This window comes from Bifidobacterium sp. W8114, assembly GCF_016101165.1.
GTDB classification, from domain to species: domain Bacteria; phylum Actinomycetota; class Actinomycetes; order Actinomycetales; family Bifidobacteriaceae; genus Bombiscardovia; species Bombiscardovia asteroides.
On record NZ_JACFRA010000002.1, the window covers coordinates 239,055 to 261,546 of the forward strand.

Genomic DNA, 22,492 nt, shown 5'->3' on the forward strand with positions numbered 1-22,492 from the left:
TCATGGGCGCTCCTCCTCCCCCTCGTGGGCAAGCCTGGCCAGGTAGGAGGCCATCTCCTGACTGCTGATGACCCTGGTGGACGACTCATCGTCGGCTCTCCGGTCGCCGCCCTCCTGTTGGTCAGCGACCAGATTCCGGTTGCGCGGATCAATCACCACCGGCGGCCTGGGCGGGGGTCCTGGATCCCCCTGCCGCGCCTGGCCACGAGCGTGACGAAGACGTCGCCCTGAAGCCGGACTATGCCGATTTCCGAGACCAGGCAGAATGGCGCTTCCCAGGGCCTGGATCACACTGACCTCAGGAGGCTCCTCAGTCTCCTGTTCAGGTTCGATTTGTTTGCGGCGCTTGACCGGATCCATGGCGAAGACCGTGGCTGAAAGAACGGCCAGCAGGGCCAGAAGCCCGCCGGCGAAGTAGAAAGGCATGGCGAAGTTGGGCAGCTTGTCCCGCTCCCAAAGCATCTCCAGCCCAAGGGAGGGGGAACCCTGGGAAACTGCGACCAGCAGAACTGCCTGCGGATCATCGGTCTTCAGGGACATGGAAACGCTGCTGTCGGAGCAGGTGACCTGCTTCCACATGTCCGAATCCTGAAAAGCCACGCCCGGATCACTTTTGACGGCCTTGCCAGGGCTGGTGTCCCTGCCGACGGACAGGGTCTGCCAATCATCCAGACCGCGCACCCGGGCCACATCATGTCCGGCCGTCCAACCAGCCGCATCCTTGGCAGTGGTCAGGGCCATACAGACGGTAGGCTTCTGCGAATTCCGATCTGCGGACGCGGCGGTTCCAGTCGACGCCGCATCCACACGCATGGTCACTCTGTTGTCCACCAGGGGAAGCACACCTGGATCGGTCACTACGTAGGCTGCCTTCGTACGCGCATGCGCATCAACATGAGCCGAAGGCTTCCAGACCGTGCCGTTGAGAATACCCAGCACAATGGCCGTTACAGCCAGCAGCCCGAAGATGGGGGTGACGATGCCGCGCATGATCATGCTGTGACGCGATGGCTTGTCAGGCCGCGTCATCTCATCTTTTTCCTCGGGTACTTGCTCCATATTATCGACATTCTACCGTCGGCACCCTATGAGATGGTTTCCAGCACCGGGAAATCACCCATAAGCCCTAAACTGGTCTTCCATGACCATCATCGCAAGAAAATCAGGCAGCCAGCGTCTGTTGGGCGCCATAACCGCTCTGACTCTATGTCTTGGACTGTCGGCCTGTAGCGGTAAAGCCGACGGAGGCGGGCACTCGGGCGACACCATGCAGGGCGTATCAGCCAGTGGCAAACCCGGCAGCAAGCCCGACATCAGCTTCAAGACTCCTTTTAAGGTCGAGAACCAGACCCATCAGGTCATCCAGGAGGGCAATGGCGAGGTCATCCGCGATGGGGATCGCGTATGCACAAGGAGCCTGGCCCTGGACGCCAAGACCGGCAAGGTGATCAACTCCACCTGGGACAAAAGCAGCCCGGAGTGCTCCATCGTCGTCAGCAAGAAAGCCATCCCGGCCTACTATGACACCTTCAAGGGCCTCAAGGTCAACTCCACCGTGGCCGTGGGCATAGATGAGTCGGGCACCGGCAGCAGCCAGGCGACCGACTCCTATATCATGGCTCTGACCTTTGTCTCCCGGTCCAAGAACCTGACCCGTGCCCAGGGTCAGAAGGTGACCGACCTGCCCAGCGACCTGCCCAAGATAAGCCTTGACGACAAGGGCAAGCCCTCCCTGGACCTCAACGGCTACCAGCCCAAGGGAGGACTGGTCGTCCAGACCCTGATCAAGGGCGAGGGGGCCAAGGTCGGCGAGCATCAGAGCGTCAGCGCCAACTACACCGGCTGGCTGGCATCCGACGGCAAGCAGTTCGACTCCTCCTGGGACCGGGGGCAGGCCAGCGACTTCAGCCTGGATCAGGTGGTCAAGGGCTGGCAGCAGGGTCTGGCCGGCCAGACGGTAGGCTCTCAGGTCCTTCTGGTCATTCCGCCCGAGCTGGGCTACGGCAGCCAGAAACAGCAGAGCATCCCAGCCAATTCGACCCTGATTTTCGTGGTCGATATCCTGGCCGCCTACTGATCCGGCAATCCCACAACTCAGACAGACAGGGGCCTGTATCCACCAGTCGCATTCGGATGGGTACGGGCCCCTGTCATAAACCAGACGGTCGGGTCAGTCCTTGCCGCCCTCGACCACAATCTCGTCGGGGTTGGCCGCGCTGCCGTAGACCGGCTCCAGGGTCTTGCGGTAGTCCTCATGGAAGAACCGCTCCTGGCCCAGCTTGACCAGCTCCTTGTTGATGTAGTCCAGCAGGGGCTTGTTCCCCTTGCGCACGGCCGGGGCGATGACCGCCTCGTCCCCAAGCTTGGTGATGCCCACCGAGAAGCCCTTGTTGGCCTTGGCCCATGCCAGCACCTCGGTGTTGTCGGTGCTCATGGCATCGCCGCGGTGGTCCAGCAGAGCGTTGTAGGCATCGGCGTACTGGTCATACTTCTGCAGCTTGACTTCCGGGTAGTGCTGCTCGAAGTAGGGCTCAGCCGTGGTCCCCTTGGCGATGATCAGGGTCTTGCCGTTCAGCTCCTTGACATCTTTGATCGGCGCCGAATCCGGGGAGACCACGCCCAGGAAGACCTTCATATAGGGCTTGGCGAAGTCCACCTTGCGAGCGCGATCATCGGTGACGGTGAAATTGGCCAGAACCACGTCCACCTTGTTGCTGGACAGCACGTCCACCCGGGCGGCCGGATCCACCGATGTGTATTCGGGCTTGACGCCCAGGTCCTTGGCCAGGCGCTCGGCCAGGACCACGTCGTAGCCCTGGTTCTTGCCGTCCTTGTCCACGTAGCCGAAGGGAGCCTTGTCGGTGAAGACCGCCACCTTGAGCTTGCCGGACTTGGTGATCTGCTCCGGGGTGCGCGCGGACCCGGATGCCGCCGAAGAGCCGGAACTGCTTGCCGAGCCGCTTCCAGCGTCACTGGGGGTGGCCGCCGAAGGGCCGCAGGCCGCCATGGAAGCCATCATCGCAATCGTCGCCCCCGTGGCCAGCGCCGTCCGTATCAATCGGTTCATTACCCTTGCGGTCATGATCCCTCTTTTCCTGTTCTCTTTCCTATGGCCGCCCCTGGGGACGGTTCCGGCGAAGGCCGCCGGACGAATATGCGCAGTCCTCATTGGGGCTCCTGATCCTGGTCCTGATCCCGCCTGCGCTCGTAGGTGAAGGTGGACAGGAAGCGCTGCGCCCGGTCAGTGGCCGGGTGGGTGAAGAAGGCCTCCGGGTCGTCGGACTGCTCGACCAAGGCGCCTCCATCAAGAAGGACGATGTGGTCGGCGATGCCCCTGGCGAAGGCCATCTCGTGGGTGACGATCATCATGGTCAGCCCCTGGTCGGCCAACTCCAGAATGACCTGGAGGACCTCGCGTACCATCTCAGGGTCCAGAGCCGCGGTCACCTCGTCGAAGAGCATGATCTCGGGGTGGAGGATGAGGGCCCGGCAGATGGCCACCCTTTGCCGCTGACCTCCCGAAAGCTGGCTGGGCCAGGCATCCCGGCGGTCGGCCAGACCCACCCGATCCAGCAGCTCCAGTGCCTCCTGACGTGCCTGGTCCCGCTTGCGCTTCTGGACCAGGACGGGTGCCAGGGTCACGTTGTCCAGCACGGTCCTGTTGGGGAAGAGGTCGTAGCTCTGAAAGACCATACCGATCCTGGTACGCAGGTCGGAGCTGCGGCTGCCCGACATCAGGCCTCCAGCACCTCCCCTGTGCTTGCCCAGGGGGTGACCGGTCTCCACCACTTGACCGTCCAGAAGGATCCGGCCGCCCTGTATGGGCTCCAGCCCGGCAATGGTCCGCAGCAGGGTGGACTTGCCTGAGCCAGAGGGTCCCAGGACCACAAAGACCTTGCCCTTGGGCACCTGGAAGGAGATGTCATTGAGCACAGGGCTCTGCGCCTGCGGATACTGCTTGACCAGATGCTCGACGGTCAGCACCGCCCGCTCCTCCTCTTTGTCCTGTGGCTGGTTCGCCGTCGTTTGCCCCGCAGTCATGGGCCCACCTCTTTTCCAGATGCCGGGCCACCAGGGACAGGGGCCAGCAGATGAAGAAATACATGAAGAAGATCACCCCGTAGATCCAGAGGGTCGCCTGGGGATAGGCGAAACGGTTGGCGTCGATGATCTGCTGACCGACCTTGATGACCTCGATGACGCCCAGCAGGGCGGCCAGGGAGGTGGTCTTGACAATCCTGGTGGCCAGGTTGACGCTTGCCGGCAACAGCCGGCGCAGGGCCTGGGGAAGGATGATCCTGGAGAAGGTCTGCCAGGACCCCAGTCCCAGCACGTAGGCCGACTCCACCTGGGTGCGGGGGATGGACTCCAGGGCCCCGCGAACCAGATCGCCCAGCTCGGCCCCGCCCCAGAGCACAAAGACCAGCAGGCAGGCGCCGGTGGCATCCAGATTCAGGTTCCATGCCCTGGACAGCCCGTAGAAGGCGATGAAGAGCAGAGCCAGCTGGGGCATGATGCGGATGAAGTCCAGATAGATCCTCATCAGGAAGCGAATCAGGGGGTTACGCAGGGTCATCAGCCATCCGACCACCAACCCCAGGGGCAGGGAGAGCAGGACCGAGACGCCGGCTATCCAGACGGTCACCCAGAGACCCTGGAAGAGCCTGGGCATGACGCCTGGCTGGAAGAGCACCTCAACGCCGTGCATAGTCGAACCTCCGTTCAAGAACGGTGCCGATGACGGAGATGGGCAGCAGGATGACCAGATAGGTGACGATGAGCAGGGTCAGCGACTCGTAGGTGTCGTAGGAGGTGCCCATCAGATCCTTGGTGACATACATGACATCGGCCAGAGCTATGGCCGAGACCACCGAGGATTCCTTGATAAGGAAGATGATGTTGGCCACCACGCCCGGTATGGCGCTGCTCAGGGCCTGGGGCAACACGATCCTGGACAGGGTCTGAGCTCGCGTGAATCCCAGGACGCGGGCTGACTCGATCTGCACCTGAGGCACCGCTTCCAGCCCGCCACGCATGGCCTCGGCCATGTAGGAGCCACCCAGGAAGGCCAGCCCGACGATGGCGCAGGTCTGGGCGCTCCAGTTGACCCCAAGCTTGGGCAACCCGAAATAGAGAAAGTAGAGCTGAACCAGGAGCGGGGTGTTTCTTGACAGCTCGATGTATATCCTGGCCGCCTGCGAGAGCAGGGGGATCCTGAAGACCTCCAGCCCGGCACAGACCAGCCCGATCAGCATGGAAAACACCACGCCAAAGAAGGAGATGAAGACAGTTACATAGGCCGCGTTGACGAAGAAGTGCAGATTCTGCGCCATGAAGGTCCAATTCATGCCCTCACCTCCCTACTTGCTCGCGTCCTGTTCATCGTTTCCTCTTCACTGCTTCTCGCCCGCTTACCGCTGACTGTGGCACATGGTCGACAATCCTAGAGAAGACGAGCCGCTTTTCTCTGCTTTTGGATATACGAATACCGGATACCGCGTTATCATCCGCTATCACAGCAACCTGGACGGCGATTCGCAATCATGCTGAAGCCATCCGGGCTGCCGGCAATTCATACAGCAACTGGACGGTACGAACGAGATGGCCCAGGTCGGCAAAGGCTGACCGACACCTGCAGATCGTACCTGCCGAAAACTTGTAGGCGCGCACCGGGTTTTTATGAACCCGACTGCTCACCAAGTCATCAAAAAAGCCCGATTCACATATTCGTGAACCGGGCTCCGAGTGCTTTGATCAGGCAAAAACCTTGGCGCTCTGTGCTACCTTCCTGATCAGATCGGGGCGATACCCGCTCCACGTCTCCTGGTCAGTGACTACGATTGGGGTCTGCTTGAATCCCTGGGCGATGAACTGGTCGATCAAGGTCTGATCCTCGGTCAAATCCACCTGCTCGAACTCCAGCCCCTGCTTGGTCAGCTGACGCTTGGTGGCATCACACTGGGGACAGTGCGCCTTGGTGTAGACCGTGATGGACATGATCGCCTCTCCCTTAAATGCAGCCGTGATGTTCCGAGCTCTATAGCCCTCTGCTCGGAACCTGATGATTGCACTCTACACACTCCCAGGCGCTGGCACAATACCACCTGTAGTGGCGTGTCAGGCCACCAACCCCAATATCTAGTAGTCTTTCAAGTCTTTCAGGCCTAAGAGAGGATATATGTGAGCTATCTTACATACATGTTGTTTAAGACCGAAAACCGGCTTAGAAGAGGGTCAGTTCGTCGCTGTCAGCGCCCTTCATGGCCTCGTAGTCCAGGATCAGGCACTCGAATCCCCTGTCCTCGGCAAGAACCCTGGCCTGGGGGGTGATGGTCTGGGCCGCGAAGATCCCGCGGACCGGGGCCAGCAGGGGGTCGCGGTTGAGCAGGCGGCAGTAGCGGGTCAGCTGTTCCACCCCGTCAATGCCGCCATGCCGCTTAATCTCGATGGCTACATGCCGTCCCTGGCCGTCCACGGCCATGATGTCCACCGGGCCGATGGGCGTGGGATACTCCCGGCGAACCAGGGTGGCTCCTGGGCCGATCCGGTCGATCTGTTCGGCCAGATAGCGCTGCAGGTGTGCTTCCACACCGTCCTTGACCAATCCGGGGTCCACGCCAAGGTCATAGCTGTCGTCGGCATAGACCCGGTAAAGCCTGATGGTCAGCACGTCGCTGGATTTCACGGCCGAAACACGCAGAACCTTACGGACAGGCCGAGCCTGGTCCTGATCCTGCTCCTGGGCGATCAGCGCATCGGGCGCGGCAGCTTCGGCTACCTCGTCCGGCCCCGTTCCGGCCACTGAATCAGCCTTGACACCCAAGACGTCCTCGCTTGTCTCCTCGGGTTCGATCTCCCTGATGGTGCAGGGGGCGCACATCCAGTTCAGGGGTTTGTATGAGCCCAGTTCCGAAAAGATCAGACAGCTCATGTCGGCCTTGATCAGCAGAACGCGCCTGGCCGGCGGCAGGCTGGCATTGAGACGCCCGGAGTATTCGGCGGAGCAGTCGGCAACAATGATTCGCACAGGTGCCAATATATCAGTCGCCGTTCCGGCCGAGAAAGAAAAAGCCCGGCCGATGCGAGTGCGCCAGCCGGGCGGAAGAGGAAAGGAAGTCAGGACTGCTGTCCCTGATCGGCATCCTCCAGGTAGTGGTCCACGGCCACGGTCAGCTTATTGCTGTCGAAAGAGGCGAATCCGCTATCCACATGGAAGGACTGACGACCGCCATCGGTGGCCTGAACCCGGATGTTGCCCTCCTGCAGCAGGGCCAGCACCGGCTCGTGGTCGGGCATGATGCCCATGGACCCCTGGGTGCCGGGCACGGTGACCGACCGCGCCCGGCCCGACCAGATCGGCCTGTCCGCCGAGACGATGTTGACCTGCATGGAGGCCTTGCCTGTGTCCGCCATGACTACCGGTATTCCTTCTGCATGTCATGCCACTTGTGCTCAAGATCGTCGATGCCGCCGATGCCGGAGAAAGCCTGCTCGGGCACGTCGTCATAGGCGCCGTCGCAGATGCGGGTGAAGGCCTCGATGGTCTCGTCCGCAGGCACGTAGGAGCCCTTGCGACCGGTGAACTTTTCGGCCACATAGAAGTTCTGGCCCAGGAACTGCTCGATCTTGCGGGCGCGGTTGACGGTGGTCTTGTCCTCCTCGCCCAGCTCGTCGATGCCGATCAGAGCGATGATGTCCTGGAGCTCCTTGTTCCTCTGCAGGATGGCCTTGACCCTGTTGGCGCAGTCGTAGTGGGCCTGTCCCACGTAGCGTGGGTCCAGAATCCTGGAGGTGGACGCCAGCGGATCCACAGCCGGGTAGATGCCCTGGGAGGCGATGTCACGGCTGAGCTCGGTGGTGGCGTCCAAGTGGGCGAAGGTGGTCGCAGGAGCCGGGTCGGTGTAATCATCGGCCGGCACGTAGATGGCCTGCAGGGAGGTGATGGAGTGGCCCCTTGTGGAGGTGATCCTCTCCTGCAGGGCGCCCATCTCGTCGGCCAGGTTGGGCTGGTAGCCCACGGCTGAGGGCATGCGGCCCAGCAGGGTCGAGACCTCTGAGCCGGCCTGGGTGAACCGGAAGATGTTGTCGATGAAGAGCAACACATCCTGGTTCTCCACGTCGCGGAAATACTCCGACATGGTCAAGGCGGTCAGAGGCACGCGCAGACGGGTCCCCGGGGGCTCGTCCATCTGGCCGAAGACCAGTGCGGTCTTCTCCAGCACGCCGGCCTCGTCCATCTCGCCGATCAGGTCGTTGCCCTCACGGGTGCGCTCGCCCACACCAGCGAAGACGGAGACACCGCCGTGGTTCTGCGCCACGCGCTGGATCATCTCCTGGATGAGCACGGTCTTGCCCACGCCTGCGCCGCCGAACAGGCCGATCTTGCCACCCTCCACATAGGGGGTCAGCAGGTCGATGACCTTGATGCCGGTTTCGAACATCTGGGTCTTGGACTCCAGTTGGTCGAAGGCGGGCGGGTTGCGATGGATGGGCCACCGCTCGGTGACCTTGATCTGCTCACCCTCCTTCTTGTTGAGGATGTTGCCGGCCACGTCGAAGACGTGGCCCTTGGTCACGTCACCCACGGGCACCATGATGGGCCCGCCTGTATCGGTGACAGTGGCGCCTCGAACCAGGCCGTCGGTGGGCTTCAGAGCCACGGTACGGACCGTGGAATCGCCCAAGTGCTGCTCCACCTCCAGCATGATGGTGGTCAGCGATTCGCCCTCGGTGTCCGAAGACTTGCTCAGATTTACGGTCAGGGCATTGTAGATGTCCGGCAGATGGCCTGCCGGGAACTCCACATCGATGACCGAACCCTGGACTCGGGTGACGCGCCCCTTGGAGACCGAATCCGGCTTGCGGCTCGCTGTGGTCGGCTGTTCTTGCTGTGCAACCATTGGCGTTCCTACTCTTCCTCTTTGTTGAGCGCATCGGCGCTGCCGACGATCTCGGTAAGTTCCTGCGTGATGGCCGCCTGACGGGTGGCATTGAGCCTACGGGTCAGGTCGTCGATCAGCCCCTTGGCGTTATCGGTGGCGGTATGCATGGCGTTCTGCCTGCTGGCGGTCTCCGAGGCCGCCGAAGTGAGCAGGCATTCATGGATGCGCGACTGAATGTACTTGGGCAGGACGGCATCCAGCACCTCCTGGGAGCTGGGCTCGAAGTCATAGAGGGCCGTATAGCGGTCGCCCTTAGGTCCATGCTCATCCTCCGGCACAGGGGCATCAATGGCCTCCTCAGGCTTCTCCTGGTCAGGCCTGATCAGCTCCAGGGGCAGCATGCGCAGCACCCGAACCTTCTGCACCACCATGTTGATGAATTCAGTGAAGACGATGTAAAGCTCGGAGACGCCCCCCCTGGCTGCTGGAGTCATATAGGTTTCCAGCAGCGCCTGGGAAATCTCCCTGGCCACATCCACACCGGGCCGATCGCTGTCGCCCTCCCAGGTCTTGACGATGCTGCGGTTGCGGTAACGGTAGTAGGAGACGCCGCGACGACCGTAGACGAAGAGCTGTGGCTGTCGGCCCTGCTGGTCCAGGCGGGCCAGCAGAGATTCCGTCTCGCGGATGACCGAGGAGGTATAGGCCCCTGCCATGCCGCGGTCGGCTGTAAGCGCCAGCACAGCCACGCGCGGGTTCTTCTCGTCCTTCCTGACAATAGGGTGCCGGATGTCGTCCGTGTGGGCCACCAGGGCCTGGACTGCATCGAAGATCGCATCGGAGTAAGGCTTCGCTTCCTGGGCCACGGTCCTGGCCTTGGCGATATGCGAGGAGGCTATCATCTCCTGGGCATTGAAGATCTTCTCCAGTGCCGAAGTGGAGGCGATCCTTGACTTGAATGCGAGTTGTGAGGCCATGGTCTACCGCTTCCCGGCCTTGCTGCCGCTCTTGCCATCGGCCACCAGCTTCTCCTGCTGGACGTCCACCGGCTGCTCCTGATCCTGATCGGCCTTGTGGCCGTCCAGGGTCTGGCCCTTGTGGGTCACGAAGGTCTTGGCGAACTCGTCAACGGCCTTATCCAGAGCCTTCTCGGTGTCGTCGGTGAAGTCCTCCGTGTCGCGGATGGTCTTGAGGATGTCGGTGTTGTGGTCCAGGTAGTCCAGGAGCCCTGACTCGAAGGGCAGCACGTCCTCCAGGTCCAGATCATCCAGCTTGCCATGGGTGCCCACCCAGACCGAAACGACCTGCTTCTCCATGGAGTAGGGCGTGAACTGGGGCTGCTTGAGCAGCTCGGTCAGCCTGGCGCCACGGGTCAGCTGTGCCTTGGAGGCGGCATCCAAATCCGAGGCGAACATGGCGAAGGACTGCAGGGAGCGATACTGGGCCAGGGAGATCTTCAGGGTCGAGGAGACCTTCTTCAGAGCCTTGGTCTGTGCGGCACCGCCCACGCGGGAGACCGAGATGCCCACGTCCACGGCGGGACGCTGGTTGGCGTTGAACAGATCGGACTGCAGGAAGATCTGACCGTCGGTGATGGAGATCACGTTGGTCGGAATGTAGGCCGAGACGTCGTTGGCCTTGGTCTCGATGATGGGCAGACCGGTCATGGATCCGCCGCCCAGGTCATCGGAGAGCTTCGCGCAGCGCTCCAGCAGACGCGAATGCAGGTAGAAGACGTCGCCTGGGTAAGCCTCACGCCCCGGCGGACGGCGCAGCAGCAGGGAGATGGACCGGTAGGCCTCGGCCTGCTTGCTCAGATCGTCGAAGACGATCAGGACGTGCTTGCCGCCGTACATCCAGTGCTGGCCGATGGCCGAACCGGTGTAGGGGGCAATGTACTTGAAGCCTGCGGAGTCGGAAGCCGGGGAGGCCACGATGGTGGTGTACTCCATGGCGCCGGCCTCTTCCAGAGAGGAACGGACCGAGGCGATGGTGGTGCCCTTCTGGCCGATGGCCACATAAATGCACCGCACCTGCTTCTTGGGGTCTCCGGACTCCCAGTTGCGCTTCTGATTGATGATGGTATCGATGGCGATGGCCGTCTTGCCGGTCTGACGGTCGCCGATGATCAGCTGACGCTGACCGCGTCCGATGGGTGTCATGGCGTCGATGGCCTTGATGCCGGTGGCCAGGGGCTCGTCGACGGGATGCCGGTGCATGACGTCGGGGGCCTGAGCCTCCAGGATTCTGCGGCCCTCGCTCTTGATTTCTCCCAGGCCGTCGATGGGCTCGCCCAGAGGGTTGACCGTACGCCCCAGATAGCCGTCGCCGACGGGCACCGAAAGCACCTCGCCGGTCCTGTGGACTTCCTGGCCCTCTTCGACACCTGCGAAGTCGCCCAGGATGACCACGCCGATCTCTCGGGCGTCCAGGTTGAAGGCCAGTCCCAGCGTGCCGTCTTCGAAGGTCAGCAGCTCGTTGGCCATACAACCAGGCAGGCCCTCCACATGCGCAATGCCGTCACCGGCCGTACGAACGTAGCCCACCTCCTGGGTGGGGGTGTCCGTCGGCTTGTAGGACTCGACGAACTGGTCGAGCGCCTTGCGCACCACGGCGGGATCAATGGTCATTTCTGCCATGATCACTCCTTATTTCTGTTCTTGTTCAAGTCTGTCGGTTCTCCGCTCATCCTGCCACGGCCATCCGCCGCTTCAGGTGCTTGAGCTGGGTGGCCACCGTGCCATCGGTGGAGACCGAGCCGTACTGGACCTTCATGCCGCCTATAACCGAGGGGTCAACCACCGAGTTGATGTGGACCGGCTTGCCCAGCTTGCGCCCGTAGACCTCCTGCAGGCGGCTGATCTGCTCGTCCTTCATGGAGACCGCCGTGGTGACGGTGACCATGACCTGGTCCATGTGTTCCGAGAAACGATCCACCAGCCAAACGATGGTGTCAGGGAAGCGACGTCCACGCAGATCGATGGTGGCATTCAGGGCCATCTGCTCGGTGACCGGATGCATATGCTGCCCAGCCAGGAGAGCCCTGAGCAGGTCGGCTCGAGCCCTGGAATCGCTGTATTCGTCCGAGAGCCGGAAGAGCACCAGAGGCATCCCGAGCAGGGCCGAGTGAATCTCAGCCAGCTCGCCGGCTACCTGGTTGGTGATGCCCAAAGCATCGGCGTAATAGGCGGTGGCATCCACGGACATATCCTCGGCCGCATTGGCGATGTGCACTACACGGCTCCACTGATGATTGGTCAGGTCATGGAGGATGTCTACGGTCAGCGGATCGGCTTTGTCGGCCAGGATGGTGTCGATCACCCGCCACTTGTCCTCAGCCGGACGGGAAGGGTCGGTCAGCGCACGCTCCAGGGGCCTGTTGGCATCGAGCAGGGTCACGAAGGTATAGAGCTCCATGGCCACGCGGAGGGCATCCTTCCCCTTGCTCTTGAGCAAAGGGGCATACTTGGCCCTGGTCTCCTTGTCGGAGCTCAGCGAAGTCTCTCCTCGCATGTCACCTCCCCTTTCGCGGAATCAACGTACCCATCGTCCGCCAATCAGTCATCATGCCTGCCGCTTGTCCGAGGACTGCCCGCCCTGGTCCGCAATGATCGAGTCGATCATGGAGGACTGCACGGCATCATCCTGAAGCTGCGAGCCCAGGATTTTGCCGGCAAGAGCCGTAGCCAGCGTGCCCACCTCGCCCTTGAGCGAGACCAGCGCCTGCTGCTGCTGGGACTTGAGGGATCTCTGGGCGTTCTCGGTGATCTGGTTGGCCTCGGTCTCGGCACGGGTCCTGGCATCCGCCACGATCCTGGAGGCCTCGGCGCGGGCGTCATCCCGGATCTGGGAAGCCTCAACACGAGCCTTGCTCAGCTGATCCTGATACTGCTTGCGGGCCTGATCCGCATCTTCACGAGCCTTGGCGGCCTTCTGGATGTTGCCCTCGATCTTGGACGAGCGCTCATCGAAGATGGCCTGGAACTTGGGCATGAAGAACTTGTAGAAGAAGACGGCCAGAATGACCAGGATAACCAGCGACCAGAAGATGTCGTAAATCGGAGGAATAAACAGCTTGATCCCTTTGCCTGCCGCTAGAGCGTACATTGGCTCCTCCTTTCCTTTATCGAAGCCGGATCATGCAGGAATCGCACGGCTCAGGCGATGAAGAGCGCCACGAAGCCCAGCAGGGCCAGCACCTCGATCAGAGCCAGGCCGATGAACATGGTGGTGCGCAGCTGTCCGCTGATCTCAGGCTGGCGAGCCATGCTCTCGACGGTCTTGCCGACGGCGATGCCCAGACCCAGCGCGGGGCCGAGAGCTGCAATGCCGTATCCCAGGATGCTCAGATTGCCGGAGACCTCAGCAAGTGTGATGATGTCCATTTATTTTCCTTTCCTCCACCGTTGCCGGTTCTTGGATTGTGGTTCGGCCCCGACCCCCGTCTACTGGTCGGAACCAACGAATATGTGGGCTGCGACCGCCTGAAGCGCCGGCCGCAGCTTGTTTTTCGCTCAACCTTCTTCAGGGTAACTCATGGAGATGTAAACCGTGGTCAGGATGGCGAAGATATAGGCCTGAAGGGCCGCCACGAAGATTTCAAAGGCCGTCAGGGCGAAGCCCAGAACGAACCAGCCCACGCCAGCCAGGGCCAAGAGCTTGTTGCTGGCCTCGATGATGTAGAACTGGGTGAAGGCCAGACTGACCGCCACCAGCAGATGGCCGGCGATCATGTTGGCAAAGAGTCGGATGGTCAGAGAGGCCGGCTTGACGATGACCATCTCCAGCAACTGGATGGGCGTCAGAATAATATAGAGAGGCCATGGCACACCCGCTGGGAAGAGCTCCGACTTGAAGTAGCCCCAGACGCCCTGCTCCCGGAATCCCGTTACCATGTACTGGCAGAAAGTCCAGATGGCGAAGACCAGAGGCATGGTGATAGTGGCCGTGGCCGCTATGTTCATGCCTGGCACGATGCCACAGAGATTGAAGACCAGGATGGTCAAGAAAATTGTCGTGATCATGGGCACGTAGCGCTTGCCCCGAATTTCGCCCAGGGTGTCATAGACGACCGAGTCACGGATGAACTCAATGACCCACTCGATGGCCCCCTGCCAGCGGGAGGGAATCAGCTTGGCCCTTGCCGCCGTGATTCCCAGCACCAGAAGGATAATGACCATGGCCACGAACCTGATCAGGATGATCCGGTTCATGGCAAAGGGCGTTCCCTGGAAAAGAATCTCAGGAGGCAGGAAATCTTCGATGGTGGGTAGCTCGCTCGGCTTGGCCATGGCCAGACTGAAAGCTTCACTTCCCATTGCCTCTAGCATCTATCGCCTCCTGAACGACACAGTGAACACTATAGCGCGCACGCGACTCATGGCTGCACCGTATGGGTAGTGTAGCCCACACCAAGAGCCACGGTAACCATGGATTCATCCAGTGTGTCACAGATAGTGGCCACACGTCGAATCCGCCCCGCGGTGTGGACAGGTTGATAACGGATTTAATCCAAACGTCATTAACTATTAACAACGCCGGGAATAAGCCCGTACCCGTCACCAGACAAGGGACGATATCCGTCGGCGCGTGGACATCCAGGAGTGTGTCTGATGGATCGGTCGGTGCCTAGTTGACCCGCCGCCCGTAGAGTCGGCACCTGGTCCAGATCATAAGGGGTGGTCTCGTAGACCCAGTTCAGCCAATTGCGCCAGAGCAGGTTGGCATGGGCCCGCCAGGAGAAGACCGGCTCCAATGTCGGATCGTCGTGAGGGTAGTAGTTGACCGGGAAAGGCACCTGACCCAGGCCCTTGGCCATGTCACGCTGGTACTCGTGAGCGAGAGTGTCACGGTCGTACTCCCAGTGGCCCAGCACGAAGATCTCCGAGAAATCCTGGGTGCAGATAAGCCCTGAACCCGACTGGGGACCCCAGGTCAGTACCTGCAGATCAGGACAGGCCCGCACCTGGTCCTCGTCCACCCCGGCCCAGCGGGAGTGGGGCTGCAGGGCTATCTCGTCGAAGCCATTGGTCATGAAGCAGTACTCGTCCTGCAGATACTGAGGAAAGACCCCGAAGACCTTGCGATCCAGGTTGCGCTTGGCGATGCCGTGGCGGTAGTAGAGCCCGGCCATGGCCCCCCAGCACAGATACATAGTGGAGAAGACGTGGGTAGAGGCCCAGTCCAGAATGCGGGTCAGCTCCTCCCAGTAGTCGACCTGCTCGAAGTCCATTTGCTCCACTGGGGCACCCGTCACGACAAGACCGTCATAACAGTTGTCCTTGAAGGAATCCAGATTCTCGTAGAACTTAACCAGGTGATCCATGCTGGTGTGCACGGCCTGATGAGTGGAGGTCTTCATGAAGTCGATCTCCACCTGAAGCGGTGACTTGGAGATCAGCCGCAACAGCTGGGTCTCGGTCTCCACCTTGGTAGGCATCAGATTGAGGATGACCAGCCTGAGCGGACGCATCTCCTGGCGCTCCGCCTCGTGGCTTTCCAGGGCGAAGATGCGCTCCGAATCCAGGATGGATCTGGCCGGCAATCCGGTGGGGATGGTGATAGGCATGATTCCATTATGGCCCAGCGTAGGCCTTCCCACACACGGACTTGACAAGTGCGCTGGAATCCGTAACATAGATAACTGCTGTATTAAACAGCCGACGCGGGGTGGAGCAGTTCGGTAGCTCGCTGGGCTCATAACCCAGAGGTCTCAGGTTCAAATCCTGACCCCGCTACCAATATGGCTCGAACCATTATGGCTTCGTTTATACCTTTTCAAAAGTAAAGATATGATTCACAAAAAACTAAGGTGAAGTGAATTGTAGACTATTTTTTTTATACCGGGCCTTTCAAATTGTATTTTATCATAGCTACATATTAAATACACTAAAGATGCTAGACTATTACTATTGCTATCTAGAGAGGAACTCAAGGCTCAATCTCTGATGTGATCCTGCTTCTGTGATAGCAATATGAAAGATTTCCTAGTTGAATTTTTACCGCCACTCGACAAATTTACTTCTTCGTTATTAGCTTTGTATATAAGTGGTAGGGGACGAGAAACAGAAAACAACGTCCAAATATCATACAATACCGGTGATTTACACAGATTAGAGGCCATTCAAGAAAACGAAACCAAACTAAGCGGGAACTAGAGAGAAGAGAAGGAAAGGCACCTCCTAGAACTTTATATTTATATAGGAAAATAACCTATCGAATTTAGGAGGTTAGGATCCTCAACCTAATGTTCCTTATCGGGACAAACGCGCACCAAGGACAGATGCAAACCACGTAACGGCTTCGCATGATTATCGAAAAACAGTTATCTGATCTGATATCTCTAAACTATAGCTTTGAAATAGAGAGTAGACTATCCCGATTCAAGAATGGAATAATTAAATATTTCATACAAGAAATACCTACCTAAATAACTTATCATACCTCACAATGATAAGAAAATAAAATATTTGATAATATATATATTAGATTTTGTCTGCGTTCACACTAATAGTAAACAGTGAAGAGCCACTATTTACCAATTCCCCAAGGCTTCACTTAGTCCCACTTCAGTGGTATGTTTTCTAAGTGCCTGATGAAATGGAACGCGATAGAAAGTACCGTGAGATTCTCATCACACCGGTGCGATCATGTGCAAACTTTAAACCTCGTATGGGGCAACGAGAGCCAATCGACCTTGAGGGTTTCGTTAATTTATATGGTAGTGATCTTTTCTATCATTGGCTTGGTCTAGACGACCCTAAGATGTTTGCAGTGCACAAGGCAGCAGGGGGTCTGACAAGCATTTACCGGCAAATTGGAATTGGCGGAGAACGCCTTGTCAGGGCAATATTAGAAGATTCTTTGGGTTTAAGCAGCGACGATGTTAAATGGGGCTACTCTATTCCTGTTTTAGACGAAGACAATAATCCGAAACAGAATGCATCTGGCAGAATTAAAACGAGAAAACTCGAGCTAGACGGACGAATACCACTCGCCAAAATAGATTGCGATGAATTGCGAGCACGCATCCAGGAATGGGTCGAACAACGCAAAGCTACACACGGAATCACTGTTCCGTTAAAAGGGGCCGTTTTTGAAGTGCGGCAAGGTTATAAAAGTGCCGATTCAAAGAGACAAAACGGTGACTTAATTAACGCAACCCATGCCATCGGTAAGGGATATCTACCTGTACTTGTTGTATTAAGTAATCAGATGAATTTTGCCGTACAGACGCGCTACAGAGCTAGCAATTGGACAGTGCTGATGGGACAAGCGACCGAAGATACCAGCACAAGTACATATGCATTCTTTCGAGACATAATTGGTTATAATCTTACTGGTTTCTTTGAGAGGCAGACGGATTACCTTCGAAATGAAGTAGGTAGCATATTAACAGGTCTTCTGGCTCCAGAATGAGGTAGCCTTAGTGCAAAAAAATGTACTGTCGCAAAAATCTGACCTTACGTTCAGGGGCAACATAGGAATGTCCCGTCATGAATGGCTCAGATTGACTCCAGCATATTCAGTCAAACTTGTAAACCATACATTGGAACGATGGGTTGAAGAAGCGCCGAAATCTATAGAAACAATTTTGGATCCTTTCTCTGGCACAGGAACAACAGCTTTAGTCGCTGCACAAGCTGGTCTAAAAGGTTTGGCTATAGATATAAATCCCTTTCTAGTTTGGCTTGGCACCACTAAACTTCGTGAATATTCAATTAAGGACATAGATTTAGCTGAAGATTATCTGAATTATGCTACTTCTTGGGCTGATGCTCATTTGTCAGACGAAGGTTTATGGCAACCAAAATTATTTAAAATCGACCGTTGGTGGGACCATGCATCATTAAGTGCTATAAAATCTTTGAGGGGTGCATTAGACCAGCTCGAAGCCGGCGCTTCCCAAGACCTACTCCTTATAGCCTTTTGCAAAACACTCATATCTTTTTCTAACGCTGCTTTTAACCACCAATCGATGAGTTTTAAAAGTTCTGAGACACTTGACAGGCGGGATACTGCGAAATCGCATAATATAATCTCCGCTTTTGCAGACTTTAGTCATACTATTATAAACCAGGCGAAAGATCCTCTGACAGGATCTGGCAATATCTTTCGTGGGGATTCCCGCAATATTAATAACTTTTTCCAAGACCAAGTAGACGGTATCATCACATCACCTCCCTATGCCAATCGTATGAGCTACATTCGAGAATTACGACCCTATATGTACTGGCTGCGTTATCTTGATGACTCAAAAGACGCCGGAGAATTAGATTGGAAAACTCTCGGGGGAACTTGGGGATCGGCCACGAGCGGTCTAAAAAACTGGCAACAAACTGAAGAGACTCCTATAGACGCAGAGCTGACTAAAGTTTGCTCCAAAATTGTTGCTATGGGTGAGGGAAAACGAGGCAATACCATGATGGGTAAATATGTCAATAAATACTTTGTAGATGCATGGGATCATATTCACAACATGAGTAAAATAGTCCGCCCTGAAGGTCACGTCTCTTATGTTGTAGGCAATTCCACATTTTACGATGTCCTAGTGCCTACGGAAAAGTGGTATGAGATCTTCCTAAAAGAAGTCGGTTTTAAAAATGTGACTGTTCGCCCCATCCGTAAAAGGAATAGTAAGAAATCTCTTTATGAATTTGAAATTTACGGAACACGTTAGCAATATTTGCAGTTAGTGATTTTATTACTTTCCTCGCTATCGCAGGAGTTTAAGCTATTATATTTTGACCTGGAATTAACCAATAGCACAACTATCCACAAATCTTCATTGAAAATCAGAAAATCACTAATGTGTCAATCTCAGCAAAATACTTACCATCCCAGGGGACAAACGCAAGTATACCTCCAGCAATTAGATAAGGGTGCTCAAAGAATTTGAGCCCTTCGAACTTTGTCTTGTTACTATGACTGATTTTTACGACAAATACACCATACTTACCTGTTACAGAGTGCTAGTTAGTACCTCTAGCTAGTCTTAAAACCCATCCTCCACATGTCACTTGCATTCATCAGTGTAAGCTCTCTTATGACTAAAACAGAGAGATGAACAAGCATTTTCTACAGTCTGCAATCGACGCAGCCCCTAATGAACTCCAAAAGCTGTACATTATTCTTATGAACTGTGAAATCAACAAATCGCTTTTAACGGTTTTATGATTGCTCGGTAATAAACAATAGCTTTAACCGCATTCACAGAGAGATGAGGTTCAAATTTTCACCAATCTGCTAGTAAGTCTCAAAACGATATAGATTCCAAAGTACCAACCATTAAGTCAGTACAGTCATTATTCACATAACCTGGCTTGTCCACGAGGATCTGTCAGCTTCCGTTAATACCAACCGAATAGCATAGAAACCTCAAACCAAAACAAAAGAAGCGTAGGCATTAAAGACTAATTCCATACGTCTTTGCATCTTTTTTCGTACCTGTGTCACCAGCCAAAACTAACAAACCCATCGTCTTTTCATTCAGTCCCCTATCGACATTGCAAGCGAAAGAAGTAGACTTTCACCGACTTGAACTTGCTAGCATGATTGCATCCGCACCAAGGAAGGCCAAGGGGGCTCATCATGCAATACACACAACTGGGTAAAACGGGCATCAACATATCGAAGATCTGCGTGGGATGCATGAGCTTCGGCAAGCCAGGCACCATGCACGACTGGACACTGGACGAGGAAGGGACCAGCGCGGTCGTTGCGCACGCACTGGATCTGGGCATCACCTTCTTCGATACAGCCAACGGTTACTCCGCCGGGACCAGTGAGGAATATCTGGGGAAGGCGCTGAGAAAGCATACAAGCCGCGACCGGGTGGTCATTGCATCCAAGGTCTATTTCAATGAGGGGCGACTTTCATCCAAGGCCATCCATCGGGAGATTGATGGGACGCTCAAACGGCTGGGCACCGACTACGTGGACCTCTACATCATCCACAGGTTCGACTATGAAACGCCAATCGAGGAGACCATGGAAGCGCTGAACGATCTGGTCCAGGTCGGCAAGGTGCGAGCGCTGGGCGCCTCGGCCATGTATGCCAGCCAATTTCAGGACATGCAGAAAGTCGCCCAAGACAACGGCTTGACCCCCTTCAGCGCCATGGAGAACCACTACAATTTGCTCTACCGGGAGGACGAGAAGGACTTGATCCCCTTCTGCAGAAAGACGAGCGTCTCACTCATGCCTTACAGCCCTCTGGCTGCCGGCCATCTGACACGGCCCACCTGGACCGCCGACACCCTGCGCAGCGCCACCGACAAGGTCTCGCGTGGCAAGTACGACCGGGCCGAAAACAATGACCTGGCCATCATCAGCCACGTGCAAAAAGTGGCAGAACGACACAATGTTCCTATGGCCCGGGTAGCCATAGCCTGGCAGTGGGCCAAAGGCGTTGCCTCACCAATCATCGGAGCCACCAAGGCCCGGCATCTTGACGACGCAGCGGCTGCGCTGGATTTGGAGCTCACGCCTGAGGAGATCGCATCCATGGAGGAGCCCTACCTGCCGCACGAAACCGTGGGAGCCATCGATAGCAATCCGCCCCAGGGTGTAGTACTACTGGACGCGGAAGAGAATTGACACCACCAACCACCACCTCCACCCACGCGTCAGGACTTTCTGCAGCAGACACTCCGAGGCCGACTTCCCCAGTCGTGCGGAGATCAGAAGCACTGCAGAACTGACATCAGTAGGCCAAGCACGGGACGGATGCCCCGCTGAGGGATCGTCCACCTCAACCGTTGGATGCTTTCAGTGAGGTACCAACAGCTCAATCATTTGCTTACTCGAGGGTTCACTTTGTGTGGTACTCGTCGTAGGCCTCCTGCTTCAACCTGATGTTCTGGTTTAGATAGGCTTTCTTGGGGGTATCCAGGTACTGATCCCAGTCGGAGCTCGCCTCCTGCCAGTTGTTCGACAGCCGCACTCCTTCTCGGCCCACACAGGCAAGGCCTTCCTTCTTAAGCATCCTCTATGTCAGAGGGTGCTTAGCCACAAAACGACTGCAGGCATCACCATCGCCCACAAGGACCAGCAACGATGAGCAGAGCATATTCACCATGCTCTGACAAAGGCGCCGACGCCTGCGAAAGTGCTGATCCCACCGGAACCGGAATGAGCCGCAATCTCCGCCCAATGCATCCTTGTGCAGTGGTCATGAAATGCACCTTCTCCATTGAGTGGGATATGCAGACGTTGAAAGGAATGACCTCGTCCACACCGGAAACCGGACCAGACAGCCTGCGGCCCTAATTCCTAGCGACCACTCCGACACTGGCCATGGTAAGAGAAAGTTTGTTAAACAAAAAAGTTGCTAAAAGTTAGAGGGCGAAAGCTTCGCCTGTGTCAGTGAGATCTGGATTGTACGACCTTCGGAAATCTGCTGACGAACGGCCTTACAAGGGCATTCTGGTAGAGGCGCGCTGAACCAGTGTGCCCTTGACGCATTCGATACCTTGGTGACCTCGGCCGTCCAGCATATCAGCCAGGCAGCTGGCCGCCCTGGTGCCGATGGACTTCAGATTCAGATCGACGCTGGTCAGCGGAGGACGCGAGTTGCCGACAATGACCGTCCGATTATCAACCCCGACCACCGATACCCTATCCGGCACGGAAACATGCCGATCATGCAGAATATCCAGGCACCCCCGGGCTATCTCGTCGTTGCCGCAAGCCACCCCGTCGAAGTCGACTCCCTCATCCAGCAAGCTAATCATGGTGCGGCGTCCGGTCTCTTCGTTCCAGCCCCCATACCGAACGGTACGCACGGCAGCCAAACCACGGCTATCCAGTTCGGCCATCTCGCCCTTAAGTCGCCTGATCGAGGACTGGAAGGCTGGATCGCCGGCGATCAGCACGATTTTTTTGGATCCTCCCTCGACCAGATGCCGGACCATAAGCCGCCCGATATCCTCGTTGTCGGTGACGACCGAGCAGTCATGGGGATCCAAGGACGCCTGGTTGGCATAGACAACCGGCACCGGGCAACTGGTCAGCGCAGGCCGTGGATCGGTGCGCCACCCGACCATCAGCAGACCTTTGACGCCATAGGCCAGCAGATTATCTATATGGTGCTGTTCAAGAGCCGGGTCTCTGCCGGCGTTGCAGAGAAAAACAGGAATGGACTCGACCCCGAAGTAGCTTTCCGCGCCGATCAGGATAGGCATGGAGAACTGACCGTCCAGGTCCGAAGTGACCAGGCCCACCGATTTGGGCAGGCTGGGAGGCTGGGACTGTTTCTGACGCTCATTGAGCGAAAAGGAGAGCTCCGCCGCGGCCTTGAACACCTTGGCCCTTGTCGGGCCGCTGACCTGTGCGCTGTTGCGCAGCGCCTTGGAGGCTGTGGACACCGCAACCCCCGCCTTGGCAGCCACGTCGGCCAGCGTCACTTTCTTGCTCATCGAATCGCCTCCCGGATCTGCTGGACTGCGAGCATCTCCAACTATGGTAATTGAAAGAGACGGCTATCGAGTCCTTCCAGTCCGATCTATTTTTCTACCATTGAAAATTTTCCTAATCTGGTGCTAGCCTTTGGGTGTCCGAACACAGGCGGCAAAGCATCCGCCCGGTAAACAGACAATTGGAGCGCCACT

At 57.2% G+C, this 22,492-nt stretch carries 21 protein-coding genes, 1 tRNA gene and 1 pseudogene; 5 read left to right on the forward strand and 18 right to left on the reverse strand.

Annotation, left to right across the window (positions count from 1 at the left end):
- On the reverse strand, positions 1 to 1,029 hold the full coding sequence (locus tag H3T89_RS03795; protein WP_198203239.1) for a hypothetical protein: 1,029 nt from the start codon (positions 1,027 to 1,029) through the stop codon (positions 1 to 3).
- Positions 1,030 to 1,141: 112 nt separating this feature from the next.
- Here H3T89_RS03795 and H3T89_RS03800 point away from each other — a divergent pair, with 112 nt between their 5' ends.
- Positions 1,142 to 2,077, forward strand: a complete 936-nt coding sequence (locus tag H3T89_RS03800) for an FKBP-type peptidyl-prolyl cis-trans isomerase (protein WP_198216283.1) — start codon at positions 1,142 to 1,144, stop codon at positions 2,075 to 2,077.
- Between the two features lie 93 nt (positions 2,078 to 2,170).
- Here the strand turns inward: H3T89_RS03800 and H3T89_RS03805 are convergent, their stop codons facing one another.
- The 15 genes and pseudogenes from H3T89_RS03805 to H3T89_RS03875 form a co-directional block, all read right to left on the reverse strand.
- Positions 2,171 to 3,067 (reverse strand): cysteine ABC transporter substrate-binding protein, encoded by an 897-nt coding sequence (locus tag H3T89_RS03805; RefSeq protein WP_415873467.1) that lies wholly within the window; start codon positions 3,065 to 3,067, stop codon positions 2,171 to 2,173.
- 98 nt (positions 3,068 to 3,165) lie between these two features.
- The gene (locus H3T89_RS03810; RefSeq protein WP_232348438.1) at positions 3,166 to 4,041 is read right to left on the reverse strand and encodes an amino acid ABC transporter ATP-binding protein; all 876 of its coding nucleotides are present in this window, start codon (positions 4,039 to 4,041) and stop codon (positions 3,166 to 3,168) included.
- Positions 4,037 to 4,708, reverse strand: a pseudogene (locus H3T89_RS03815) (amino acid ABC transporter permease); the annotation flags it as partial. The gene H3T89_RS03810 and the pseudogene H3T89_RS03815, both read right to left, overlap by 5 nt.
- Entirely contained in the window at positions 4,695 to 5,348 is a 654-nt protein-coding gene (locus H3T89_RS03820; RefSeq protein ID WP_198216286.1) for an amino acid ABC transporter permease, read from the reverse strand. The pseudogene H3T89_RS03815 and the gene H3T89_RS03820, both read right to left, overlap by 14 nt.
- Before the next feature lie 406 nt (positions 5,349 to 5,754).
- Positions 5,755 to 5,997, reverse strand: a complete 243-nt coding sequence (gene nrdH / locus H3T89_RS03825; RefSeq protein ID WP_015022478.1) for a glutaredoxin-like protein NrdH — start codon at positions 5,995 to 5,997, stop codon at positions 5,755 to 5,757.
- Between the two features lie 226 nt (positions 5,998 to 6,223).
- A complete protein-coding gene (gene nucS / locus H3T89_RS03830; RefSeq protein ID WP_015022479.1) occupies positions 6,224 to 7,027 on the reverse strand; it encodes an endonuclease NucS in 804 nt (267 codons plus the stop codon).
- An 89-nt stretch (positions 7,028 to 7,116) separates the two neighbouring features.
- Positions 7,117 to 7,413, reverse strand: coding sequence for a F0F1 ATP synthase subunit epsilon (locus H3T89_RS03835; protein WP_198216287.1), 297 nt, complete (start codon positions 7,411 to 7,413; stop codon positions 7,117 to 7,119).
- Between the two features lie 2 nt (positions 7,414 to 7,415).
- Entirely contained in the window at positions 7,416 to 8,900 is a 1,485-nt protein-coding gene (gene atpD / locus H3T89_RS03840; protein WP_015022481.1) for a F0F1 ATP synthase subunit beta, read from the reverse strand.
- 8 nt (positions 8,901 to 8,908) lie between these two features.
- Complete coding sequence (locus H3T89_RS03845; protein ID WP_015022482.1) at positions 8,909 to 9,859, reverse strand: F0F1 ATP synthase subunit gamma; 951 nt, start codon at positions 9,857 to 9,859, stop codon at positions 8,909 to 8,911.
- Positions 9,860 to 9,862: 3 nt separating this feature from the next.
- Entirely contained in the window at positions 9,863 to 11,521 is a 1,659-nt protein-coding gene (gene atpA, locus H3T89_RS03850; protein ID WP_015022483.1) for a F0F1 ATP synthase subunit alpha, read from the reverse strand.
- A gap of 46 nt (positions 11,522 to 11,567) precedes the next feature.
- A complete protein-coding gene (locus H3T89_RS03855; protein ID WP_015022484.1) occupies positions 11,568 to 12,395 on the reverse strand; it encodes a F0F1 ATP synthase subunit delta in 828 nt (275 codons plus the stop codon).
- Between the two features lie 51 nt (positions 12,396 to 12,446).
- Positions 12,447 to 12,989, reverse strand: coding sequence for a F0F1 ATP synthase subunit B (locus H3T89_RS03860; protein WP_198216288.1), 543 nt, complete (start codon positions 12,987 to 12,989; stop codon positions 12,447 to 12,449).
- Between the two features lie 50 nt (positions 12,990 to 13,039).
- Positions 13,040 to 13,267 (reverse strand): ATP synthase F0 subunit C, encoded by a 228-nt coding sequence (gene atpE, locus H3T89_RS03865; RefSeq protein ID WP_015022486.1) that lies wholly within the window; start codon positions 13,265 to 13,267, stop codon positions 13,040 to 13,042.
- A 129-nt stretch (positions 13,268 to 13,396) separates the two neighbouring features.
- Positions 13,397 to 14,212: a F0F1 ATP synthase subunit A gene (gene atpB, locus H3T89_RS03870; protein ID WP_015022487.1), complete on the reverse strand. Its 816-nt coding sequence runs from the start codon at positions 14,210 to 14,212 to the stop codon at positions 13,397 to 13,399.
- Positions 14,213 to 14,403: 191 nt separating this feature from the next.
- The gene (locus H3T89_RS03875) at positions 14,404 to 15,450 is read right to left on the reverse strand and encodes a homoserine O-succinyltransferase (protein ID WP_198216289.1); all 1,047 of its coding nucleotides are present in this window, start codon (positions 15,448 to 15,450) and stop codon (positions 14,404 to 14,406) included.
- Positions 15,451 to 15,545: 95 nt separating this feature from the next.
- Between H3T89_RS03875 and H3T89_RS03880 the strand changes: the two genes are divergently transcribed.
- From H3T89_RS03880 to H3T89_RS03895, 4 genes are all read left to right on the forward strand, one after another.
- Positions 15,546 to 15,622, forward strand: a tRNA-Met gene (locus tag H3T89_RS03880).
- An 847-nt stretch (positions 15,623 to 16,469) separates the two neighbouring features.
- The gene (locus tag H3T89_RS03885) at positions 16,470 to 17,300 is read left to right on the forward strand and encodes a hypothetical protein (RefSeq protein ID WP_198216290.1); all 831 of its coding nucleotides are present in this window, start codon (positions 16,470 to 16,472) and stop codon (positions 17,298 to 17,300) included.
- 67 nt (positions 17,301 to 17,367) lie between these two features.
- Complete coding sequence (locus tag H3T89_RS03890; RefSeq protein ID WP_198216291.1) at positions 17,368 to 18,561, forward strand: DNA methyltransferase; 1,194 nt, start codon at positions 17,368 to 17,370, stop codon at positions 18,559 to 18,561.
- Between the two features lie 911 nt (positions 18,562 to 19,472).
- Positions 19,473 to 20,480, forward strand: a complete 1,008-nt coding sequence (locus H3T89_RS03895) for an aldo/keto reductase (protein WP_198216292.1) — start codon at positions 19,473 to 19,475, stop codon at positions 20,478 to 20,480.
- 214 nt (positions 20,481 to 20,694) lie between these two features.
- Here H3T89_RS03895 and H3T89_RS03900 read toward each other — a convergent pair whose 3' ends face one another.
- Both H3T89_RS03900 and H3T89_RS03905 read right to left on the reverse strand, forming a co-directional pair.
- A complete protein-coding gene (locus H3T89_RS03900) occupies positions 20,695 to 20,841 on the reverse strand; it encodes a hypothetical protein (protein ID WP_198216293.1) in 147 nt (48 codons plus the stop codon).
- 454 nt (positions 20,842 to 21,295) lie between these two features.
- Entirely contained in the window at positions 21,296 to 22,300 is a 1,005-nt protein-coding gene (locus H3T89_RS03905; protein WP_198203230.1) for a LacI family DNA-binding transcriptional regulator, read from the reverse strand.
- Positions 22,301 to 22,492 lie beyond the last annotated feature (192 nt).

What these genes read in the sequence shown, in the direction of transcription:
- atpA (WP_015022483.1), bottom strand. Translation starts at nt 11,521, where the DNA reads ATGGCAGAAATGACCATTGATCCCGCCGTGGTGCGCAAGGCGCTCGAC.
- H3T89_RS03805 (WP_415873467.1), bottom strand. Translation starts at nt 3,067, where the DNA reads ATGAACCGATTGATACGGACGGCGCTGGCCACGGGGGCGACGATTGCG.
- H3T89_RS03905 (WP_198203230.1), bottom strand. Translation starts at nt 22,300, where the DNA reads ATGAGCAAGAAAGTGACGCTGGCCGACGTGGCTGCCAAGGCGGGGGTT.
- H3T89_RS03890 (WP_198216291.1), top strand. Translation starts at nt 17,368, where the DNA reads ATGTCCCGTCATGAATGGCTCAGATTGACTCCAGCATATTCAGTCAAA.
- H3T89_RS03810 (WP_232348438.1), bottom strand. Translation starts at nt 4,041, where the DNA reads ATGACTGCGGGGCAAACGACGGCGAACCAGCCACAGGACAAAGAGGAG.
- atpB (WP_015022487.1), bottom strand. Translation starts at nt 14,212, where the DNA reads ATGCTAGAGGCAATGGGAAGTGAAGCTTTCAGTCTGGCCATGGCCAAG.
- atpE (WP_015022486.1), bottom strand. Translation starts at nt 13,267, where the DNA reads ATGGACATCATCACACTTGCTGAGGTCTCCGGCAATCTGAGCATCCTG.
- nrdH (WP_015022478.1), bottom strand. Translation starts at nt 5,997, where the DNA reads ATGTCCATCACGGTCTACACCAAGGCGCACTGTCCCCAGTGTGATGCC.
- atpD (WP_015022481.1), bottom strand. Translation starts at nt 8,900, where the DNA reads ATGGTTGCACAGCAAGAACAGCCGACCACAGCGAGCCGCAAGCCGGAT.
- H3T89_RS03845 (WP_015022482.1), bottom strand. Translation starts at nt 9,859, where the DNA reads ATGGCCTCACAACTCGCATTCAAGTCAAGGATCGCCTCCACTTCGGCA.
- H3T89_RS03795 (WP_198203239.1), bottom strand. Translation starts at nt 1,029, where the DNA reads ATGACGCGGCCTGACAAGCCATCGCGTCACAGCATGATCATGCGCGGC.
- H3T89_RS03875 (WP_198216289.1), bottom strand. Translation starts at nt 15,450, where the DNA reads ATGCCTATCACCATCCCCACCGGATTGCCGGCCAGATCCATCCTGGAT.
- H3T89_RS03800 (WP_198216283.1), top strand. Translation starts at nt 1,142, where the DNA reads ATGACCATCATCGCAAGAAAATCAGGCAGCCAGCGTCTGTTGGGCGCC.
- H3T89_RS03855 (WP_015022484.1), bottom strand. Translation starts at nt 12,395, where the DNA reads ATGCGAGGAGAGACTTCGCTGAGCTCCGACAAGGAGACCAGGGCCAAG.
- H3T89_RS03820 (WP_198216286.1), bottom strand. Translation starts at nt 5,348, where the DNA reads ATGAATTGGACCTTCATGGCGCAGAATCTGCACTTCTTCGTCAACGCG.
- H3T89_RS03895 (WP_198216292.1), top strand. Translation starts at nt 19,473, where the DNA reads ATGCAATACACACAACTGGGTAAAACGGGCATCAACATATCGAAGATC.
- H3T89_RS03860 (WP_198216288.1), bottom strand. Translation starts at nt 12,989, where the DNA reads ATGTACGCTCTAGCGGCAGGCAAAGGGATCAAGCTGTTTATTCCTCCG.
- H3T89_RS03835 (WP_198216287.1), bottom strand. Translation starts at nt 7,413, where the DNA reads ATGGCGGACACAGGCAAGGCCTCCATGCAGGTCAACATCGTCTCGGCG.